We start from the raw sequence: 20,076 nt of genomic DNA on the forward strand, positions 1-20,076 counted from the left end.
CGATCCGGGGCTTTTGCGCATCCTCTCACCGCTAAGTAGCGTCCTTCACTTGACAAGTAAAGTTGATACTTGGAAAGTGAAGTCGCATCAGATGTAGCTCTGCGGTACGGATGGGGGAGGGAATTGAGAGTGGACCTCGAGGCGATCCGGGCGGAACTTCACAGGGCCGTAGACCAGATCATCGACGCGCACGCCAGTCGTGGCGATGGTGTGCGGCCGCAGGCTCCGGTGGCCGATCCGGTGTCGGTCACTGCTAAAGAGGAGACTGACGAGTGGAAATACCGGTGGCCGGATGGCGGTAAAGAAGAGTTCTATGGGACTCGCTGGTACGAAGCAGTGGGTGAGCAGGGGCCGCACCGTGTGAGGGTCGCCTGGGCTCACCGTGCGGCCTGGGGGAAGGACGACCGACGTCGAGCCATCGTGTTCCACCAGCAAGGCGGTGACAGCTCGACCACTTACTACCCATGGACGGAGTTCGTCGAGACTGACGACGGTCGGTACGCCGCGATCATTCCTAAGCCTGGCCGACCGCGGGCGCAGTTGCGGGATGGTGATCCCTTGCCGGAACGATTCACTGATCGCGTCGTTGAACGGTCAGACGCACTCTTCGACTCGATCGCTGAAGGCTCGTCGCTGAGGTTCGTCGTTGATGAGGCGGATGAAGCGGAGATGGTGCGCCATGGATACTGGGTGGCCACCTTGCGTAACCGCTTCTGAACGGTGAAGCGTGCGAAAGCCCCGGAGCGATCCGGGGCTTTCGTCGTGTCGGAGGTGTGTCGCAGCGCTACGCTCAAGGCATCCGAAACAGCCGCTGACCTGCTGGAAAGCCCGCCAAGATCATTACGTCGTCATTACGTGATCACTGTCATGGGGCTGCTTCTGGCGGCATCCGCCTGCACCAACAACAAGACCCCGCACTCAGCAAACGCGCTGATCGCGGGGTCTTTGGGCACCTTATGAAGGGTGCCCCCGGCAGGATTCGAACCTGCGCACACGGCTCCGGAGGCCGTGGACAAACGGAGCGAACTTACTGGTGGCGGCCTAGAAGGGCCAATAAGGAGACTGCGCCGTCCACGGACAGTCCACGGGTTGCGTAGAGGGTGCGAGCTGGCAGCGCCGCTGCTTTACCACTAGCCGTGGCCTCTACAGCGGCGTGTTGGAAGAGAGCATGTAAGACGCCTTTAAGGCGAGCATACCTTCCAACGAACTATTGCCAATTCTCCTCGGCGAGCGGTGCATTGTTCAGCTCGTCACGGAGGCTACGCCAGTTCGGCATAAAGCTATCCATGAGCTTAGTGAAACGGTTGTCGTGATGGCGTTCCAGGTAATGCGCCATCTCATGCACGACGATGTACTCCAGGCAGGCCGGATGCTTCTTGGCGAGCTCGACGTTGAGCCAGATGTGCCCAGTTTCGCGGTTACATGAACCCCACTTAGTCTTCATGCGCTTGATGTTCCACTGCGGCACCGACACCTCGAGGATTGGTTCCCACTTAGCAATCAGATCCGGGATCATGTGTCGAAGCTGCTCCCGATACCAACGATCGAGTAGCTCGCGGCGCCGTTCGGCTGTGGTGCTGGCCGGGACATACAGCAGCAGCCGCTCACCGTCGAGCTCGAAGTGAGCGCGCCCGGGGCGTTCAACGACCTTCATCCGGCGTCGTACACCCCACACGTAGTGAGATTCACCGGTAACCATCTCTCGGGTCGACTGACGTGCGGCTGATTGAAGTTGCTCGCGCTGCTCCTTAATCCACGTCAGGCGTTGGACCACGGCGAGCCGCACCTGCTCGTCGTCGAGTTGGTGAGGCGCCGCTACACGGACGCGTCCGAGCGGTGGATAGACGCCGATATGCAGGTTCTTGATGTTCTTGTAGATAACGTCGATGCCGATGCCACGGACGGTGAGATGGGCACTAGCGGTATTCATTACGTGCCTTTAGCAGTTCAAGCAGTTCATCGAGCCGGTTGAAGTTGGCAGGCAGTGCCTGAGCGAGCGCGCGCCTGACTTTCTTCTCCTTCATCGCATTGCCCACCCATGAGTCGGGCTTGGTATGGAGAATGGTGGTATCGACTACAGCGGCCAATTCCGGTGCTTGGTCGAAGAAGTCGATCAGGGCACGGCGAGCGCCATTGTTGGCCCACTCCGGGTACTCGGTGTCCGATTCGCCCTTACCAAGGTTAGATGCGTGCTCGAGTAGCTTCTCAAGGTACTCCTTGTAGTCCAGTGCACCTTGACGCCGCGCTTCGAGTATGGCGTCGAGTAGCTCCGACATCTTGTCGTAGTACTTCGGGTTCATCGGGCGCTCATCGATGATCACCTTGCGCATGTTGTTGGTGATTGTCTCCGCCATCGCTTCGGGGTCCTTCTTGATACCCGCCGGAAGCTTGTCGAGCGCGCCAGCCCCCATCTCGACGATCAGCTGGATCAGCCCGGCCTCCTGGAAGTCGGAAACCACCTCGGAGGGACTGGCGCTGATGTACGTGTCGAGCAGGTGCCGCATGCCTGCCTCGTACTGCTTGAAGTCGACATTCTCGCCAGCACCGAGTTTCACCTCGTCGCGAACGTTGGCGTAGTGGGTGATCTCTTCCTTGATCGCTACGGCCTCTGCGTCGCTGTAGCCGGCGATCTGCATCTCGTTGGCGATGTTGCCGTACGCGCGGGTCACGGCCGCCACCGACTTGTAGAGCTCAACCCGCTTGGGTTCGTTGGCCTTGAGCTGCTCGGTGTTGCCCTGCTCGCGGGCGCAGAAGTACTGCTGGTACTGGAGGGTGTTCTTTGGTGGTTCGACCGGCTCGCAGAGCGCCCGGATCTTCTCCAGGGCCTCGTCGAGATCGTCACGGGCCTTGTCGATCCGAGCGGACAGCAGCCCCTCGACGTCCTTTGCCTCGTAGCCTTCGAGCGCGCCGACGGTGTAGTCCGTGATGGCAGATTCGAGCGAGTTGAACAGGTCGCGGTAGTCGACGATGTAGCCGTAGTCCTTGTCCTCGCCATCGAGGCGGTTCACCCGGCAGATCGCCTGGAACAGACCGTGGTCCTGCATCTTCTTGTCGATGTACAGGTACGTGGCGCTCGGAGCGTCGAAGCCGGTCAGGAGCTTGTCGACGACGATGAGTAGCCGCATCTGGCCCGGGTCTTTGACGAAACGTTCCTTGACATCCTTCTCGAACTTCTCCACCTTGCCCATCGCCTTGTCGGCAGGCTCGTTGAAGTGGTCCGCGAGCATCTGCCGATAGATCTCGTACTGGCGCAGCCGCTCGGTGGCGCCGTGGCCGGAATCCTCTTTGGAGATATCGCCGGCCTGCGGCGTGTACGACGTGATGATGGCGCACTTGCCCTTGAACCCGGCCTGAGTGAACAGCTCGTAGAACTTACACGCCTGGTAGATGCTCGAACTGACAAGGATGGCGTTGCCGCGTCCGTCCGACAGGCGCGGCTTAATCTCCATGTCGAGCAGGATGTCGTTGACTATCTGCCGGGCGCGCGGCTCCGAGCTGACGACTTTCTGGATGGTGCCCCAGCGCTTCTTGAGCTCGGCACGGGAGAGGTCGGTCATGCCGCGGGTCTTGGCCTCAAACCACTGGTCGACCTTCGCCGGCGAGGTCAGGTCCTGGTCGATGTTGCGAGCCTCGTACCTCAAGTCGAGCACGACACCGTCTGCAACACCTTCGTTGAACTTGTAGGTGTGAATGAAGCTGCCGAACCGCTCGACAGTCGTGTCCTTGTCTTCCTTGAGGAGCGGCGTACCGGTGAAGCCGATGAACATAGCGCCCGGCATGAGTGCCTTCATGGCGTCGTGCATCTTGCCCGACTGCGTACGGTGGGCCTCGTCGACAAAGACAAAGATGTTGCCCTTGGCGTGGAAGCCCTTGGGCACGGTCGCTTTCAGCTCACGAATGAACTCGCTCTCAGCCTCATCGCGGGCGGCCTCGTCTTCCGAGCCGCGGAACTTATGGACCAGCGAGCAGACCAGCCACTCCACGCTCACATTCAATGTGGCGAGGAGGTCACCACCGGTCTTGGTGCGATAGATGGACTCATTGACTCCCTGGAAGACCTGCTCAATCTGATCATCCAGTTCGGTTCGGTCAGTGATGAGGAGCACGCGGGCTTCCGGCTGGTTCTCGCGGATCCACTTGGCCAGCCACACCATCGTCAGCGACTTGCCGGAACCCTGGGTGTGCCAGATGATGCCGCCCTCGCGTTTGGCAATCCGCTCCTGAGCCGCCTTGACGCCGAAGTACTGGTTGTGCCGACACGTCTTCTTTTGCCCTGCGTCGAAGACCATGAAGTCGTGAACCAGCTCAAGCAGACGCTCCTTCGAGCAGAGCTGAGCCAAGGACCGGTCGAGCGGGTCAGCGATGTCAGACGACTCCCGCCACGTCAGCCAGTACTTCTCCGGCGTATCGATAGCGCTGTAGCGCAGCCCTTCGACGTCGTTACCGGCCATGACGAGCTGCACTGTGGTGAAGAACGGCCGGATGAACTCGGGACGCTGGTTCCCGATGCTCTGCCGCATGCCTTCAGACACGGCGATCTTCGAGCGCTTGAGCTCGATTGTGCCGAAGGCGATGCCGTTGACGTACAGCACGATGTCCGGGCGCTTGGTGTGCTGCCCCAGCACCGTCACTTCCTCCGCCAGGGCGAAGTGATTAGCCTCGGGATGCGCCCAGTCGACGAGCCACACCGTCTCCGTCTGCTCGCCGACACCAGGCTTGACTTTCACCCCGTATCGGAGCAGACCGTAGACGTCGCGGTTCGCCTCGTACAGATCGCGGCCGCCACCCATCGAGGCGTCGCTCTTCAGCTTGGCAATCGCCCTGTTGATGAGGATGTCGCTATAGCTCCGAGCACGGAGATTCTGAGCGAGCAACTCGACATCGACATTGGAGTTTGCCGCACGGTACTCCCAGTTGCCGAGGTACTCGTAGCCCAAAGAGTCTCGGAACAGCTCAATGACGCGATCTTGAGTCTTGCGCTCCGGCTGACCGACGTTGCTCATGCCGCGTCCTCCTGGACAGGAAGGCGGGTACTACCGGTGAGGAGCTGCTGCATCATGCCGTGCTTGATCGCCTCCCTCTTAACTCTCAAGCATTTCAGCCCTTCGATTTGATGATCAATATCTGACAGGACTTCAGCGATGGCACTTTGCTCGGCGGTACTGGGTGGGGTCGGTAGCTGTTGATCAAGGATATCGGATCGCGAGAGCCCTGGGATTAGGCCAGCAGATGCTGCTTTAATTTGTGAAGCGTTATACAGCAGAGAGTAAAAGAGGAAGCGTGAATCCCACTCCAAGGAGCGGATAGCCATGAGTTGCCGACTGATGCAGTACTCCGCGTCGGCCTCGACCATCGATCCGGACCCGGACCCCTTGACAGTAATCAGGATATCCCTGGGTCTGCATAGCGAGATGGGGCGGGTGGTGAACTTCGTCTGTTTGATTTGCCCATTGGGGAAATCTGCTGGACCGGTGAGATAGGGCGTTCCGACTCCTTGGGTATTGCAATCTCTGGCCATGACATGCGTGCCAGAAATTAGTGATACACCCCCTCGAAGGGGGCGGGTTTCCCAAGTGCCAGAAGTGAAGCCGGGGAGACGCACCTTTCCGACAAGGAGCTGCTGAACCATGCCCCACTTGATGGCCAGCTTCTTTATAGTTAGATACTTGATGTGCTCGATGGCTGCTTGGGCGTCTTCGAGAGCGGCGACGATCGCGTCTTGGTCGGCCCGCGAAGGAAGCCTGACGGGCAGGGCGGAAAGGATGGCGGTGTTCAAATTTGGCATCGTGCCGCCAACGGCATTATCCTGCAACCATACTTGCGCTGGTCGCGACCCTAGATAATGCGCCACATACTCCGGATTAACCGTAGTGCGATTACTCCCGAAACGAGCGGCGAGGCAGCCGGTGCCGCACAGCCAACCTACTTGTCCCGCACGGACGATGGACCTGCGGCCAACATCGCCCCGGCGACTGAAAATGATGTCGCCTTCGCGTAGAGCGTGCCGTCGCAGCCGACGGGCGTCCCAGTCGCCGACTCTCGCGATGCCTTTTTCGATGATCTTATTGTCGCCTAGGTTAATGGGCATTACCAGCGGAGTTCCGACCAATGTGTAGTCACTCGCGTGGAGTTGGCTTCCGAACGGCCCCGTCTGGATCACGCCTCCCGTACGACTGACAATCTCTCCCAGTGTTGTGGACTCTGCGTGCGTAGCGCGGCGGTTCACCGGCTGACTCCCATGGCGGAAAGGTGATCTGCAAGTCTTGTACCGATCGTCTCCAACCGGGCCTCAAGCGCACCGAGTGTCTCGGCATACCGCCGACCGAGTTCTTGGATACGCGCGACCAGAGCAAGTGTGAGTGACTCAGTCTCAGACTCCACGCGTCTGGTGACCGTTGCGTGCCACTTGTCGTCGAGCACCAACTGCTTGATCTCAGGTTCGGTGAGGTCGCCGTACTTCTTCAGGGTCGCGAGATCGAGCGCGGCCTGGGCCTCCTTGGCGGCCTTCTTGGCGACGGACTCTTCGTTGTACAGCTTGATCAGGTGCTGCAGCGCCTTGATCTCGTCGGCGTCAGCCCCCTCGTGCCGAGCCACCTTGAGTCGCGTCGAAGCAAGCGGCTTGGAGATCTTGCCGTCATCCATCGCCTCAGCAAGCAGGCCGTCCTCTACGGCGTGCTCCTCGATGTACTCCTCGACAGCACGGCTTGTCTCTTCGGCTGCCGCGTGCAGTGCGTCGACCTTGGACTGCTCGTCCACGAAGTACCGAGCGACGACAAGCGCCGGCGGGATGAGGTCCATCTTGTACTTGGTGGCGCTGCGCCCGGAGCCAATGACGAGGTCCGGGGTCTCGGAGAGCTTGCGTTCTTTGTCCTCGATGGTCTTTCGGGGCTTCGCTGCCTCACACCACCCGTCGTTCATGACGAGGAAGACATCATCATGAACGACGCCATGCCAGTAGGTCATGAGCTGCTCGTACACGTCGTACTCGTCGAGCAGCGGGGTGTTCTTGAACCGAGCCAGCAGATCTTCGCTGATACCAGCGATCAGGTCCTTGGGGACAGTGTCTGGGTTGAGAGCCTGTAGGACCGGCCGGTGCGCGGCGAACCAGTCGTCAACCTGGCCGCTGACGTCCATAACGAACTTCTGGAACTCGTCGGAGTCCAGGATGGCCTGTTGTACCTCAGCCACGCCGATCGCGAGGTCGCTGTAGCCAGGGCGGTTCGGCTTGAAGAGCGTGGCACGAAGGCTCGGGAATGCCTCCCAATACCCGTTAAGTGCGTCCAGGTCGTGGTCCGGAATCCCGCCGTGAAGGTGGGCGTGAAGGTCCTGGATGTCTTCCGGCTCGGAGGAGTCGATGTACCGCGGGATGTTGAGGTTGTAGTCGTTCTTCGGGGCAGCGATCTCGTGGAGCGGCACCATACGCGAATAGCGCTCGATCTCGGTCTGCTTGTTGAAGACGTCGACGATCTTGTGGATGTCCTGGCTCCGGAGGCGGTTCTTGTTGCCGTCCTTCACGAAACCCTTGGAGGCGTCAATCATGAAGACGCCGGTACGCGCCTGAGCGTTCTCCTTGTCGAGAACGATGATGCAAGCCGGGATACCAGTGCCGTAGAAGAGGTTCGCGGGCAGGCCGATGATGCCCTTGATGTAGCCGCGGCGCAGAAGCTCCTTACGAATACTCGCCTCGGCATGGCCGCGGAACAGTACACCATGCGGCAAGATGACTGCTGCCTTGCCGTTACTCTTGAGTGACTTCAGGATGTGCAGCAGGAAGGCGTAGTCGCCATTCTTCTCCGGGGGCCGACCGTACTCGAAGCGACCGTAGTCGTTCTCCAGGCCGTTACTCCACGACTTGATCGAGAACGGCGGGTTGGCGACGGCGAAGTCGAAGGTCTGGAGCCGTGCGCCCTGAGTGAACTGTGGGCTGGTAATCGTGTCACCCTTGCGGATGTCACGATCCTCGTGGCCGTGGAGGATCATGTTCATCTGGGCCAGCGCCCATGTGGCGTTGTCCTTCTCCTGACCGTAGATAGTGAGGCCACGTGGGGCCTCGTCAGCCACCTTGAGGAGCAACGAGCCAGACCCGCAGGTGGGGTCGTAGACCGTGTGGTCCTGACGGGTGCCCGCTCCAATACCCACGACCTTGGCAAGTACCCGCGAGACCTCGGCCGGGGTGTAGAACTGCCCCTTCGACTTGCCCGACTCCGTTGCGAAGTGGCGCATCAGGTACTCGTAGGCGTCGCCGAGCAGGTCGTCGCCCTCAGCGCGGCTCCCACGGAAGTCGAGATCAGCGAAGATCGTCACCAGCTTGGAGAGGCGATCTTGCATCTCCTTGCCCTTGCCGAGCTTCTCCTCGTCGTTGAAGTCGGCCAGGTCGATGACCTTCTCAAGTCCGTTGGCCTCGGCGAGCTTGCCGATGATCTTATTGATCTTGTCGCCGATCTCCTTGTCGCCCTTGAGGGCAACCATGTCATCGAAGGACCCGCCGGCGGGGACGTCGATCAAGGAGTTCGGATCTGACTTGGCCTTGTCTGTCACGTACTTCACGAACAGCAGCGTCAGGATGTAGTCCTTGTACTGGCTGGCATCCATGCCGCCGCGGAGCTCGTCGCAACTCCGCCACAGCGAGCTGTACAGGTCCGACTTTTTGAGAGCCACTACCGCGCCACCCCCTTGCCTGCGTCTAGAGCAGAGCCTGATCGCAGTCCCGCGGCGAGGTGTACGTCTGACCTGTCCATCCTGCGGCGTCCATCCTAAAAGTGCCATGGGGTGACAGTGTGGTCACCGTTCGCAATGCCCAAGTCGGGCGCCTCAACGATAGCGCCGGGGTCCGGCCACGGATGCCGATAGTGCGTGACGCTCAGGGGCCTGGTCGCCGTCAGGCTGTCGATCGCGGCAGTGAGGACACCGTGAGGGCGGCGGAGCGGCTTTGGGGTGGCGCTGCTTTGGCGCGAGTGATCATGGCCCCGTAAGCTTCCGGCGCGTCGGGCAGTCTGTGGACCTGCCCGGTAAAGCACGACGTTGGGGCCATGATCTTCGAGGCTCGCGCCAAAGTGGCTCCGTAAAGCCGCGGAGCCGACCGCCCCAGCCGCGATGTACCCCTTCTCTGGCATCAGGTGGCTGATGGCTGTGAGCGCGGCACGGACACCGGCCGGGCTGGAGCGGGGCGGAGACAGGAGCGCAGGGCCGGCCGGGGGCCGGGCCGCGCGCGGTGAGCGGAGCGAGCCGCCTTGATGAGGTAGAGAAACCTGTAACAGCTCATGGCCGGTACCGGTCTAGATACTCGTCAGGCCTCCGTGGTGATCTGGCAGCGAGGAGCCAGGTAGGAGGAGCCGGGGTGCAGCAACTGCTGGGTGACTTAGCGCGCAATCGGCCGGGCGACGCGGTGCGCAAGAAGATCCAGGACCTACAGCCGAACCCTGTGCTTAGGTTGATCAATCGCTGGATTCCTGGCTCGGAGATCCGTAGCTGGTCGGACGGACTCGCCGGAGAACTTGCCACCGCTAGGAAGCTGACCAAGCTCAAACGCCACGGTTGGTTCACTCTCCATGCAATCCAGTGGCCGAGCGGCGCAGACATCGACCACCTCACCATCGGCCCCGCCGGCGTTTTCGCCATCAACTCGAAGCGGCACCGAGGCAAAACCGTCTGGTACGGCGACACCGCCATCACGGTCAACGGAGCCGTGACCCGCCACATCGCGATTAGTCAGTCCGAAGCCGGCCGCGTGTCTCGGGTCCTGTCTCGTCGTTGCGGCGTCGACGTTCCGGTACGTCCCGTGATCTCCGTGGTGCACGCGGCGAAGCTGACAGTCAAGAACGCGAACTCCCCGGTACTCGTCCTGGATGTGGGACACCTCGGGCGCACCCTGTCCGGCCTCTCACCGAGGCTCCTACCCGACCAGGTGACCCGCATCTATGAGGTGGCGCGGGACCCGCGAACCTGGTCCGGCTGATCACGCGTCGAAGTCGTACTCCAGGATGTAAGAGGCCGCGTCCAAGGTCATCTCATTGATCTCGACCGGGCGCCCTTCGTCCGCGAACGCAGTCCGGCAAATGAGGATGACCGGTGTGCCCGAGGAGACCCTCAACTGCGCCGCCTCATCCTTCGTAGGCATGCGTGAGCGGATCTCTTCGCGGAAGTGCACCGGCTTGTATCCGAGTTCGGCAAGGCGGGCGTACGTTCCGCCGGGGCCCGTGTCCTCCTGAGTGATCGCTGACCCGGCGACCACCGACATGGGGAGATAGCTCGTCGCGAGAAGAACGGGCTTCCCGTCCAAGACGAACCGTCGGCGGCGAACGCAAACGGTCTCCTCATCCCCCAGGTCCAGTACCTGCCCGATCCGCTCCGCTGCGGACTCCTCCGACACCGCCACTTGATCTACAACAAGCGTGCGATCCTCGATGTCGGCAGACCAGACGGACCGGCCGCTGCCCCACTGCTCTTGCGCAAGCCGCTGAATGCCTCGGCGCCTCAACGGCCGGAAGGAGCGGACGAACACGCCGGCGCCCTTGCGGGACTCGGCGACGCCTTCGTCCTTGAGCACGGTCAACGCTTGGCGCGCCGTCATGCGGGCCACGCCGTGCGCAGCCATGAGCTCGTTCTCTCCCGGAAGCCGATCACCGGGACCGTATTCGCCCGACTGGATCGCCTCGCGCAGGGAGTCTGCGATCCGCTGGTACTTCGGCCGACGGTCGTCGTCGGTGGTGGCCATTCGGAAGCCCTCCTCTCTTCTCTAGACAGCCTAGGGCATGGGCAGATCACCCGCTCAGTGCGTGTAACCGCAATCCTTCGCACGCAACCTCTCTAGACATCTCCCTTGACGACATCTCTAGAGACGTGCTCTCATGGAGATGTCTAGAGAGGTTGCGCAAGGTGACCTCCGAGAACGAGGGATAGGCACATGCCGTCATTCAAGATCGACCTTTCGACCGCTGTGGTGTTCGTGGCGACCGCGCCGGAACCCAAGATGGTCAACAAGAAGACCGGTGAGCGGGCCGTGGACCGGGAGACCAACGCGAGCCTGTCGACCGTGGGTCTGCTGGTCTCGGACGAGGGTGAGGGCAACCTCTACCAGGTGACCGTCCCGGAGACCGGTCTCGCGGAGGGTCTGGCGCCGGGGATGCCGGTGCGGGTCGTCGGGCTGAAGGCTCGCGACTGGGAGAACACGTTCAACGGCGAGAAGCGGCACGGGATCTCGTTCCGCGCGGTCGCGATCACGGCCGGGGTCTGACCATGACCGACGTCACGCCCTGGTTCGAACTCGGTGGCTTAGCTGCCGGGGCCGGCGGGATCGGCTACGCGAAGTTCCGCGCGCCGCGCGTGTACTGGTCGCTGGTCGGCATGCCGGTCACCTGGGGCCGGTTCACCTGGACCTACCGGGACACGATGGAGGTGTGCGGGCTGACGGTGAAGCCGTCCGGCTTCCGCGCCTTCGTCCGCCGCAACCTGGCCCGTGCCGAGGTGCGGCCGGCGCCGCCGAAGGTCCGCCGGGTCCGCGGGACGTCGACCGGTCTCCTGGTCACGCTCCGGCTGCCCGCTGGCCTGGAGCCCGCGGACATCTCCGCCGCGACCGAACGGCTGCGTCACGCCTGGGGCGTGCACTCGGTGACCGTGGCGGAGACTAAGCCCGGGTATGTCGAGTTGCGGATGACGGGCTACGACGTCCTGCGCCGGGTCCGGATGCCCCGCGCGGCGAAGCCTCGTGACCTGGTCGTCCCGGTCGCGTTGCGGGAGGACGGCACGGTCTTCGAGCGGAACTACCGGCAGCAGCCCATGGCCCTGACCCTGGGCGCGAACCAGTCCGGCAAGTCCATGTTCCAGCGCAACCTCATCAAGGGCCTGGCCCAGCTCCCGGTCGGGCTGGTCGGGATCGACTGCAAGCGCGGTGTGGAGCAGTCCCGCTACGCCCCGCGCCTCTCGGCCCTGGCCACCGACCGGCAGACCGCCGGCCGCTTGGTGGATGCGCTGGTGCAGGAGATGGAAGACCGCTTCGACCTGCTCGCTCTGTACGGCGTCTCCGACCTGTGGGAACTCCCCGACGACATCCGGCCGGTGCCGCTGGTAGTGCTCATCGATGAGGTGGCGGAATTGTTCCTGGTGACCTCCAAGAAGGAGGAGGCCGACCGCGACCACACCGTCATGCAACTGGTGCGGCTCGGGCAGATGGCCCGTGCGATCGGCATCTACCTGGAGGTCTGCGGGCAGCGCTTCGGCTCCGACCTCGGCCGGGGCGCGACCGCCCTGCGCGCCCAGCTCACCGGCCGTGTCGTCCACCGCGTCAACGACAAGCAGACGGCGGAGATGGGCCTGGGTGACGTCGCCCCCGATGCCGTGGTCTCGGTGACCGGCATCCGGGCGGATCGTCCTGGTGTCGCGGTGGCTGGCGATGCTTCCGGCTACTGGTCCCGCATCCGCACCCCCGAGGTCACCCCGGCCGAAGCCACCGCGGTCTGCCGCCAGTTCGCGCACCTGACCCCGAACCTGCCGTTCCTGGCCCCGTTCCGCCCCGTCGGCCAGATCGTGATCCCGCCGATGCCCAGTGAGCCGCCGCTGGTGGAAGCCGCACCGGTCGGCGAGTAATCCCCGCATAACTCCGGTCGGCGCGACCGCTTCGCGCCAGGTCCCTACCCGCGCCATGCCGAAAACCGGAAGGGAACACCCATGAACCCCGACCAGGAACGCGAGCACCGCCGGGCCGTCATCGCCGACGACGTCAACCGGCTGGGCTTCCTGTACAGGGCCTTCGTCGACCACGTGAACGGCCACCCCGAGCGGGACGCCTTCACGGCCGTGATGGCCGGAGCGCTCGCCGCTGAGTTCTCCCTGACCGACGCCGGCGCCTACCCGCCGCCCGGTCACGGCTACCCCCGCCTGGACGGCTGACGTGGCCGCGCCGAAGACCACCCCGCCCCCGGAGCCCAAGCCCGCACCGTGCCCGGTCTGCAACGGCTCGGGGGAGGTCTCCCGCCCGGTCCGGGTCGGCCGCAAACACCGCGTGGTCGGCGACCAGACGGGGATGTGCCTGAACTGCTTCGGCTCCGGCGAAGCCCCCGCATAGTCCCCTGACCTGATCCAACACGTTGAAGGAGGTGAAGACATGAAGCTCTCGATCCGTCCGGACGCGGTACTGGTTCAGGCTGTGATTGCGGGGGCGTTGTCCTTCGCCCACCTGCACGACCTTGCCCAGGCTGCCGGGCAGACCGGATGGAAGGCCTGGGCCTACCCGGTCTCTGTCGACCTGCTGCTGGTCGCCGCGTGGCGTCGGCTGCGGGCGCACAGGTCCCGGCTGGCCTGGTGCTGGTTCGTGGTCGCCCTGGTCGCCTCCCTCGGCGCGAACATCGCCACGGCCGGCTTCCTCGACATGAACCACCCTCCCGCCCTGCTCCGCCTCGGCGTCGCCGGCTGGCCCGCCCTGGCCTTCCTCGGCGGCACCCTCCTCGCCCACCAGCACACCGACCACACCCCCGACCCGGCACCGGTGCCCGCTCCCGAGCCGCGCCCGGTGGTCGCGGTCGACCGCCCCGAGACACCCGAAGCCGTCCCGGAGATTCCCGAGGCGGAGCCTGCCCCGGCGCTACCGAAGGCCGCTTCCAGCGTGCCCCCGGCGCTGATCGACCACGCCCGCAAGGTCGCCACCGACCACCGCGCGCGCACCGGAGCCGACATCGACGCGGCCACCCTGCGCGCCCGCCTCGGCCTGCCGGAAGACCTCGCACTCGCCATCGTCGCCCAACTCGTCTGACAGCAAAGGAGGTTCCACCGTGCGCCCGAACCGCTTCTACGACGTCATCCGCATCGGGCCGGTCAAGGTCGCCACCTTCAACAACGGCCGTGGCCAGACCAAACACATCGCCGCCTGCACCGCCCCCAAGTGCGGCGTCTCCAACGAGTACTTCGACCGAGCAGCCGCCGAACTCGCCGCCCGCACCCACACCTGCCACTGACCCCGAAGGGAGATCCACCGATGTTCACCCCCAAGTACCCGGCCCCGGACACCGCACCGGCCCCGGCGCCCACCGCGCCCCAGGCCACCGCCCCGGCGCCCGTGGTCCCGGCCGCGCCCGCCCCGGCACCGGTCGCGCAGGCGGCCCCGGCCTCGGCCCGGCCGACGGTTCAGCTCACCCCGGGCTCCGCTCTTGCCCTCGCGGCCGGCGGTGGCGCCGTGGTCCTGGTCGTCGGAGCGGTTTTGGTCTCCATGCTCCTCGCCGTCGCCATCACCGCCGTCTCGGTGGCCTTGGTCGCGATCATCCTGCGGCTACTCGTCAACGACCTGCGCAAGGGGCGGTGAGCCATGGAGACCGTGGTTGCCGCAGCCTTACCGGCACTCGGATGGGCCGTTCACGGCGGACTCCTCCTGCGCCGACTGGCCACCGCCCGACGGGACCCGCTGACCGGTCTGCACACCCGCGCCGGATGGACCACCCGCGCCGAACACCTGCTCACCCGGCACCCGTCCGCCCTGGTCCTGCTGATCGACCTGGACGACTTCAAGAACATCAACGACACACACGGACACGCCGCCGGGGACACCGTCCTCACCGCGACCGCCCGCCGGCTTCGTGACTGGTGCGGACGCCACGGCATCGCCGCCCGCCTCGGAGGCGACGAGTTCGCCGCCATCGTCACCGACCTCGCCCACACGACCGGACCGACCGCGCTGCACACCGCGCTCGCACGCCCTGTCGCTCACGACGGACACCTTCTGCCGGTCTCCGCCTCGGTCGGGTTCTGCCACCGCACCGACCTGACGATCCCCGCCCTGACCGACGCGCTCTCCGCAGCCGACGCCGCCATGTACGCGGCCAAGGGCCACGGAAGGCGCAACGTCCACAACTGACCGGCCCCCGGAGCGGCCTCTACCGCCAAGTATCCGCCGCTCCGGGCGCCTCACCCATTCCTGATCCAACGGACCCGAAAGGGAAGCCCCATCATGCCCCGGAACACCCCGAACCCGCGCGTCTGCCGCGACTGCGACGGCTTCCCCGTCGTCGCCATCACCACCGGAACCCGCAACCCGGACGGCACCCGCACCACCCTCCGTGTCAACTGCCAGGCCTGCCACGGCACCGGCACCACCATCCCCGCGCCCGTGCTCACCCGGACCGGGAGGTGACGGCCATGGAGAACGTCACCATCTCGGCTCACATCGAACCGGACACCCGTTTCCGAGTCACGCCCTTCGCGGACCGTGCCTACCCCTTCGTCAGCCTCCGCATCGGCGGTGACCTCGTCGAGATCGCGCTTCTCGCCGCCCCCGGCACCTCGGAGGCGCTGCGCAGCCTGGCCGCTGCCGCGATCGAAGCTGCTGGCGCCCTGAACGCCGTGACCGTCGACGTGCCGGAGGTGACCGGCCGTGGCTGACCTCACCCCGACCCCGGACCGCCCCGGCCTGCACGTCTCCGCCGAACCGATCTACCGCAAGCACGACGACCCCGCCCGCTGGTGGACCACCACCGCATCCACCCCACCGGCTCCTACACCTGCGGAACCTGCGGCGACTCCGACACCGCCCGCGGCGCCTCCCGCGTCCGCGCCCTGGTCCAGGACTGGACCGACAACCACGGCCCCGCTCACCGGAAGGGCCGGTGACCGCGTGACCGACACCGCCATTCAGGCGGGCCTGGACCCGGCCACCCTCGCCGACGTGCTGAGGCTGACCGGGTCTGACGGCTTCGACCGCATCCAAGACCAGATTCGCCGTACCGGCGGCTGCTCCGACCCGATCCACCTGACCGGCTCCATCGTCACCCGCGACCGCACCACCGGCCAGATCCTCCACCGGTACGACACCGACCATGAGCCCGGCGGACGGCTGCGGATCGCGTGCGGCAACCGTCGCGCGTCCCGCTGCCCCGCCTGCGCCTGGACCTACGCCGGAGACACCTACCACCTCATCCGCGCCGGCCTCGTCGGCGACCCCGCCAAAGGCACCCCCGAGACCATCCGCGACCACCCCCGCGTCTTCGCCACCCTCACCGCGCCCTCCTTCGGCCCGGTCCACAACCGGCCCGGCAACCGGCCCTGCCGCTGCGGCACCCGCCACGGCGAGGACGCGCCCGAACTCGGCACCCCGCTCGACCCCGAGACGTACGACTACGCGAGCGCGGTGCTGTGGAACAACCACGCCTCCGAGCTGTGGCGGTACTTCACGATCTACCTGCGCCGCGAGATCGCCCGCCGCGCCGGCCTCACCCAGAAAGCCGCGCACGAACAGTCCCGCGTGGCCTTCGGCAAGGTCGCCGAGTATCAGAAGCGCGGCGCTGTGCACTTCCATGCCGTGATCCGTTTCGACGGGCCCGATGGGCCCGACTCGCCGCCGCCGGCCTGGGCCACCCTCGAACTGCTCACCGACGCCATCCACGCCGCCGCCGGCCGCGCACAGGTCGACGTCAAACCCGCCCGCTACCAGCCCGACCCCGACCAGCCGGCCCGCACCCAACCCGCCCGCACCCTGAAGTGGGGCACCCAGGCCGACGTCCGCCCGATCCGCGCCTTCGGCGACGGCGAAGACATCACCGAGGCTGCCGTGGCCTCCTACGTCGCCAAGTACGCCACCAAAGCCGCTGAGACCACTGGCACTGTCGACCGCCGGATCGGCAACAAGGAAGCCCTCACCCTGCTCGAAGTCCCGGACCACCCGCGCCGGCTGATCGAAGCCTGCCTCGACCTGCACGCGCTCTACCCGGACCGCAAGCTCCGGGACTGGGCTCACATGCTCGGCTTCCGCGGCCACTTCTCGACGAAGTCCCGCCGCTACTCGACCACCCTGGGCACCCTGCGTCAGGTCCGCGCCGACTATCGCGCACAGCAGCAACGCCGCTCCCTTGGCCTTCCCGACCCCGGCGAAGAGACCGAGGCGACCACGCTCACGCTCGCCCACTGGGCCTACGCCGGCCACGGCCACACCCCCGGCGAATCCTGGCTCGCCGCCAACATCCGCCGCGACATCCAACTCAGCCGTGACACCGCCCGCGAGGAGCTCGCCGCTCTGGAAGGAGCCTGACGTGAAAGACGAGCTGATGACTGTCCCACAGATCCTTAGCGAGCTTGGCGGAGTGTCTCGGCGGACGTTCTACCGCTGGCGAGAGCTGGGACAGGGGCCGGCTGCGTTCAAGTTGCCCAACGGTGAGCTCCGAGTGTGGCGGAGCGACTTCACCACGTGGCTGCGGCAGCTGGAGGCCGCCGCGTGAAGTCTCTGGACGTAAAGGTGTGGGGCGTTCGTAAGCGGAACACGAAGAAGTCGTCCTATGACGTTCGGTGGGTCGTCGCGGGGAACGTGTTCTCGGAACAGTTTCGGACCAAAGGGCTGGCGGATCACTACCGATCCAAACTGCTCCAGGCCGCGCATGGGGGTGAGGGGTTCGATACCGGCACCGGGTTGCCTGACTCGATGGTCGAAAAGGCAGCTTCGATGAGCTGGTACGCCTTTGCTCTGAGGTACCTCGCAATGAAGTGGCCCCACGCTGCTCCCAACACGCGCAGTGGGATCAACGAGTCGCTGACGGCGGTGACCATGGCTCTCTTGGACGATCGACCGGGCCAGCCGCCTGAAGAGCTGATCAGGAAGACGCTCCGCAACTGGGCGTTTGTCCTTCCCGGGCCTGATGAGCGCGAGTTGCCCGATGACGTCGCGAACACCCTGAGCTGGGTCTCGAAAGCTTCGCGACCTCTGGCAGACCTCAGTGATGCCGCCCTGGCAAGGACGGTCCTGGACTCGCTGAGGCTGAAGCTCGACGGAACCGCTGCAGCCGCGGAGACCGTCCGGCGTAAGCGGCGAACACTGGTCAATGCTTTGCACTACGCGGTGGACCTCGGGGAGTTCAAAGAGAACCCGGTGGCCCGGATCCGGTGGAAGAAGCCGAAGGTTGCTGGAGAGGTCGACCCGCGTGTGGTCGCCAACCCTGAGCAGGCGCGTGCTCTGCTGACGGCCGTGTCGTACGTCGGCGGGTACGACCGGGCCCGCGGTCGCCGACTCGTCGGCCTGTTCGCCTGCATGTACTACGGAGCCTTCCGGCCGGCTGAGGCGGTGGCCCTCAGTGAGGCGGACTTGAAGCTGCCCGAACGCGGCTGGGGTACGGCGCTCTTGAACCGGACGCGGCCCAGTGCCGGAAAGCAGTGGACGGACTCAGGCGAGACTCACGACGACAGGGGTCTCAAGAATCGCCCTGCCGAGGAGGTCCGGCTCGTTCCGATTCCGCCTCAGCTCGTCACCGTCCTCAAGCAGCACCTCGACACCTTCGGCACTGCTGAGGACGGGCGGTTGTTCACGAACGAGCGTGGGGGAGTGGTCGGCTCATCGACGTACTACCGAGTTTGGCAGGAGGCTCGGACGCTGGCCTTTCCGCCGGCCGCGGTCGAATCGCCACTCGCTGCTCGGCCGTATGACCTCCGGCACTCGGCCTTATCCACCTGGCTCAACTCCGGCGTAGACCCGACCGAGGTTGCGCAGCGGGCAGGAAACAGCGTTGAGGTCCTGCTCGGCCGCTATGCGAAGTGCATCGACGGGCGACAGGAGATCGCCAACCGGAAGATTGAAGATCTCTTGAGCGAGTACGAGTAAATTGGGTCGCTCGGCGAACAGCCTCCAGCCTTCACGGGTTAAGGGCTTCGTCGTGTACTGGCCGCACTTTCTAAGCCGTCGGTTGCTGGATGCACCTTTCGCGTCACTTTCCCTCTTGCTGCTGCTCAGGCGCCCCAGTTGTCCCGTCCGATTCGCCCTCTACGCGCGGCCGGACCGAGTGTCGACCCTCGCTATATGGGGGCTTCCAAGAAGTCGACGCGCAGGCTGGGCGAGTCACGGCTGACGTGCCCGTACTGCGGTCTGCCACAGGAGCGCGTGGCGACGATCGAACATGACTGGGTGCTGTTGGAGCCCGACATGGCTCCGCTCGCCCACCTGGTGCCGGCGGAGTACCGGTGGATCGAGACGTCCGACGGGCGAGTGGCGGTGTACGGCGTCTGTCCTGCCGAGCCGTTCCAGCGGTGCCGCATCGAGCATCGTCTTGCCTGTCCCGAGCAAACCCTGCCGGACCTGTGGCCGTGGCTGACGAGTCTGCGAGGGGAGAACGCGCGGCAAGCCGAGCGGTTGAACGAGCCCGAGCCGCCCCGCCCTCCCGAGGAGTGGCCGGACGCCGGATAATGGGCTTCGGCTGAATCGGTGGGCTGACCTGGGGCGATGCTCCAAGCTTCGGTCCACAAATAGTCCACAGAGGCCGTCATAGCGCTGCTCAGCGCCGCACACGCCTGCACATGCAAGAGACCCCGGCCTCAGCGTTTCCGCTGGTGACGGGGTCTTTGGGCACCTCATAAGGGGTGCCCCCGGCAGGATTCGAACCTGCGCACACGGCTCCGGAGGCCGTTGCTCTATCCCCTGAGCTACGGGGGCGTCTGGCGTTGAGCTGTTGCTCGCGGCGACGGGTAGAACACTACCAGCTCGGTCGGGGTGATCAGGAACGGGTTTCGCGGGGGTGCTCGCCCGCAGGGGGTGGAAGTCGGGAAAACCCGGACGCGGTGGCCGGTCCGGACCTACTCTCGAGTTGTGCCAGGGGCGTCGGGCCGGGTGCTTGTTGTGGACGACAACAAGGTCATCCGGCAGCTGATCAGGGTCAATCTCGAACTGGAGGGTATCGAGGTCGTGACCGCGGCCGACGGTGCCGAGTGTCTGGATGTCGTGCATCGGGTGCGTCCCGACGTGATCACCCTCGACGTCGTGATGCCTCGGCTCGACGGGCTGCGGACCGCCGCCCAGTTGCGTGCGGATCCGCGGACTCACGATCTTCCGCTCGCCATCGTCAGTGCCTGCACGCAGCAGGAGGTCGAGACCGGTCTCGACGTCGGCGTCGACGCGTTCCTCGCCAAGCCCTTCGAACCCGCGGAACTTGTGCAGGTGGTGCGGGAACTTATCGAGCGGCGGCGGGGTGGGGGCGAGGGGGATGAGGTTCGGTTCTTGGGGGAGCGGGCCGGGGGCAACCCCGCGTATCCCTGATCCCCGCCGGCTCACGCCCTCCCCGGTCGGCTCACGCTCTCCCCGGTCGGCTCACGCCCTCCCCGGCCGCCCATCGCTGCCCCCGGCTA

The 20,076-nt window shown here is 65.0% G+C and carries 23 protein-coding genes and 2 tRNA genes; 18 read left to right on the forward strand and 7 right to left on the reverse strand.

The features are described 5' to 3' along the window. The first annotated feature begins 129 nt into the window (after nt 1–129). Entirely contained in the window at nt 130–717 is a 588-nt protein-coding gene (locus ACFY0K_RS19585; RefSeq protein WP_390640879.1) for a hypothetical protein, read from the forward strand. A gap of 247 nt (nt 718–964) precedes the next feature. Here the strand turns inward: ACFY0K_RS19585 and ACFY0K_RS19590 are convergent. The 5 genes from ACFY0K_RS19590 to ACFY0K_RS19610 form a co-directional block, all read right to left on the reverse strand. After that, nucleotides 965–1,153, reverse strand: a tRNA-Arg gene (locus ACFY0K_RS19590). A 54-nt stretch (nt 1,154–1,207) separates the two neighbouring features. Next, nucleotides 1,208–1,930: a M48 family metallopeptidase gene (locus tag ACFY0K_RS19595; protein WP_390640880.1), complete on the reverse strand. Its 723-nt coding sequence runs from the start codon at nt 1,928–1,930 to the stop codon at nt 1,208–1,210. Beyond that, nucleotides 1,917–5,003 carry a type I restriction endonuclease subunit R gene (locus ACFY0K_RS19600; RefSeq protein WP_390640881.1) on the reverse strand — a complete coding sequence of 1,029 codons (3,087 nt, stop codon included), beginning with the start codon at nt 5,001–5,003 and terminating at the stop codon, nt 1,917–1,919. Before ACFY0K_RS19600 ends, ACFY0K_RS19595 begins: the two co-directional genes overlap by 14 nt. Beyond that, the gene (locus ACFY0K_RS19605) at nt 5,000–6,160 is read right to left on the reverse strand and encodes a restriction endonuclease subunit S (RefSeq protein ID WP_390640882.1); all 1,161 of its coding nucleotides are present in this window, start codon (nt 6,158–6,160) and stop codon (nt 5,000–5,002) included. The genes ACFY0K_RS19600 and ACFY0K_RS19605 overlap by 4 nt, the downstream gene beginning before the upstream one ends. A gap of 62 nt (nt 6,161–6,222) precedes the next feature. Continuing rightward, nucleotides 6,223–8,658, reverse strand: coding sequence for a type I restriction-modification system subunit M (locus ACFY0K_RS19610; RefSeq protein WP_390640883.1), 2,436 nt, complete (start codon nt 8,656–8,658; stop codon nt 6,223–6,225). A gap of 679 nt (nt 8,659–9,337) precedes the next feature. On the opposite strand from ACFY0K_RS19610, the gene ACFY0K_RS19615 reads away from it, so the two are divergent. Next, nucleotides 9,338–9,955, forward strand: coding sequence for a nuclease-related domain-containing protein (locus ACFY0K_RS19615; RefSeq protein WP_390640884.1), 618 nt, complete (start codon nt 9,338–9,340; stop codon nt 9,953–9,955). Here the strand turns inward: ACFY0K_RS19615 and ACFY0K_RS19620 are convergent, their stop codons facing one another. Beyond that, a complete protein-coding gene (locus tag ACFY0K_RS19620) occupies nt 9,956–10,714 on the reverse strand; it encodes a GntR family transcriptional regulator (protein WP_382720253.1) in 759 nt (252 codons plus the stop codon). It lies immediately after the preceding gene. 189 nt (nt 10,715–10,903) lie between these two features. Here ACFY0K_RS19620 and ACFY0K_RS19625 point away from each other — a divergent pair, with 189 nt between their 5' ends. The 15 genes from ACFY0K_RS19625 (at nt 10,904) to ACFY0K_RS19695 (ending at nt 19,141) form a co-directional block, all read left to right on the forward strand. Further along, entirely contained in the window at nt 10,904–11,233 is a 330-nt protein-coding gene (locus ACFY0K_RS19625; protein WP_390640885.1) for a hypothetical protein, read from the forward strand. A 2-nt stretch (nt 11,234–11,235) separates the two neighbouring features. Next, nucleotides 11,236–12,582, forward strand: coding sequence for an FtsK/SpoIIIE domain-containing protein (locus tag ACFY0K_RS19630; RefSeq protein WP_390640886.1), 1,347 nt, complete (start codon nt 11,236–11,238; stop codon nt 12,580–12,582). 81 nt (nt 12,583–12,663) lie between these two features. After that, complete coding sequence (locus ACFY0K_RS19635; protein WP_390640887.1) at nt 12,664–12,885, forward strand: hypothetical protein; 222 nt, start codon at nt 12,664–12,666, stop codon at nt 12,883–12,885. A gap of 1 nt (nt 12,886) precedes the next feature. Next, nucleotides 12,887–13,060, forward strand: coding sequence for a hypothetical protein (locus ACFY0K_RS19640; protein WP_390640888.1), 174 nt, complete (start codon nt 12,887–12,889; stop codon nt 13,058–13,060). A 39-nt stretch (nt 13,061–13,099) separates the two neighbouring features. Continuing rightward, nucleotides 13,100–13,744, forward strand: coding sequence for a DUF2637 domain-containing protein (locus ACFY0K_RS19645; RefSeq protein WP_390640889.1), 645 nt, complete (start codon nt 13,100–13,102; stop codon nt 13,742–13,744). A gap of 19 nt (nt 13,745–13,763) precedes the next feature. Then, a complete protein-coding gene (locus tag ACFY0K_RS19650; RefSeq protein WP_351957803.1) occupies nt 13,764–13,946 on the forward strand; it encodes a mobile element transfer protein in 183 nt (60 codons plus the stop codon). A 20-nt stretch (nt 13,947–13,966) separates the two neighbouring features. Continuing rightward, entirely contained in the window at nt 13,967–14,290 is a 324-nt protein-coding gene (locus ACFY0K_RS19655; RefSeq protein ID WP_390640890.1) for a SpdD protein, read from the forward strand. 3 nt (nt 14,291–14,293) lie between these two features. Continuing rightward, entirely contained in the window at nt 14,294–14,839 is a 546-nt protein-coding gene (locus tag ACFY0K_RS19660) for a GGDEF domain-containing protein (RefSeq protein ID WP_390640891.1), read from the forward strand. A gap of 93 nt (nt 14,840–14,932) precedes the next feature. Beyond that, entirely contained in the window at nt 14,933–15,115 is a 183-nt protein-coding gene (locus ACFY0K_RS19665; RefSeq protein ID WP_390640892.1) for a hypothetical protein, read from the forward strand. 5 nt (nt 15,116–15,120) lie between these two features. After that, nucleotides 15,121–15,363, forward strand: coding sequence for a hypothetical protein (locus tag ACFY0K_RS19670; protein WP_390640893.1), 243 nt, complete (start codon nt 15,121–15,123; stop codon nt 15,361–15,363). Nucleotides 15,364–15,444: 81 nt separating this feature from the next. Next, complete coding sequence (locus tag ACFY0K_RS19675; protein ID WP_390640894.1) at nt 15,445–15,591, forward strand: hypothetical protein; 147 nt, start codon at nt 15,445–15,447, stop codon at nt 15,589–15,591. A gap of 4 nt (nt 15,592–15,595) precedes the next feature. Beyond that, nucleotides 15,596–17,005 carry a replication initiator protein RepSA gene (repSA, locus tag ACFY0K_RS19680; protein ID WP_390640895.1) on the forward strand — a complete coding sequence of 470 codons (1,410 nt, stop codon included), beginning with the start codon at nt 15,596–15,598 and terminating at the stop codon, nt 17,003–17,005. 16 nt (nt 17,006–17,021) lie between these two features. Further along, a complete protein-coding gene (locus ACFY0K_RS19685) occupies nt 17,022–17,192 on the forward strand; it encodes a helix-turn-helix domain-containing protein (protein WP_351958038.1) in 171 nt (56 codons plus the stop codon). Then, nucleotides 17,189–18,562: a tyrosine-type recombinase/integrase gene (locus ACFY0K_RS19690; RefSeq protein ID WP_390640896.1), complete on the forward strand. Its 1,374-nt coding sequence runs from the start codon at nt 17,189–17,191 to the stop codon at nt 18,560–18,562. Before ACFY0K_RS19685 ends, ACFY0K_RS19690 begins: the two co-directional genes overlap by 4 nt. A gap of 195 nt (nt 18,563–18,757) precedes the next feature. After that, nucleotides 18,758–19,141 (forward strand): DUF6083 domain-containing protein, encoded by a 384-nt coding sequence (locus ACFY0K_RS19695; RefSeq protein WP_390640897.1) that lies wholly within the window; start codon nt 18,758–18,760, stop codon nt 19,139–19,141. Nucleotides 19,142–19,315: 174 nt separating this feature from the next. Here the strand turns inward: ACFY0K_RS19695 and ACFY0K_RS19700 are convergent. After that, nucleotides 19,316–19,387, reverse strand: a tRNA-Arg gene (locus tag ACFY0K_RS19700). A gap of 99 nt (nt 19,388–19,486) precedes the next feature. On the opposite strand from ACFY0K_RS19700, the gene ACFY0K_RS19705 reads away from it, so the two are divergent. Continuing rightward, nucleotides 19,487–19,987, forward strand: a complete 501-nt coding sequence (locus ACFY0K_RS19705; RefSeq protein ID WP_390640898.1) for a response regulator — start codon at nt 19,487–19,489, stop codon at nt 19,985–19,987. The last annotated feature ends 89 nt before the right edge of the window (nt 19,988–20,076 follow it).

This window comes from Streptomyces sp. NPDC001507, assembly GCF_042894765.1.
Classification (GTDB): domain Bacteria; phylum Actinomycetota; class Actinomycetes; order Streptomycetales; family Streptomycetaceae; genus Streptomyces.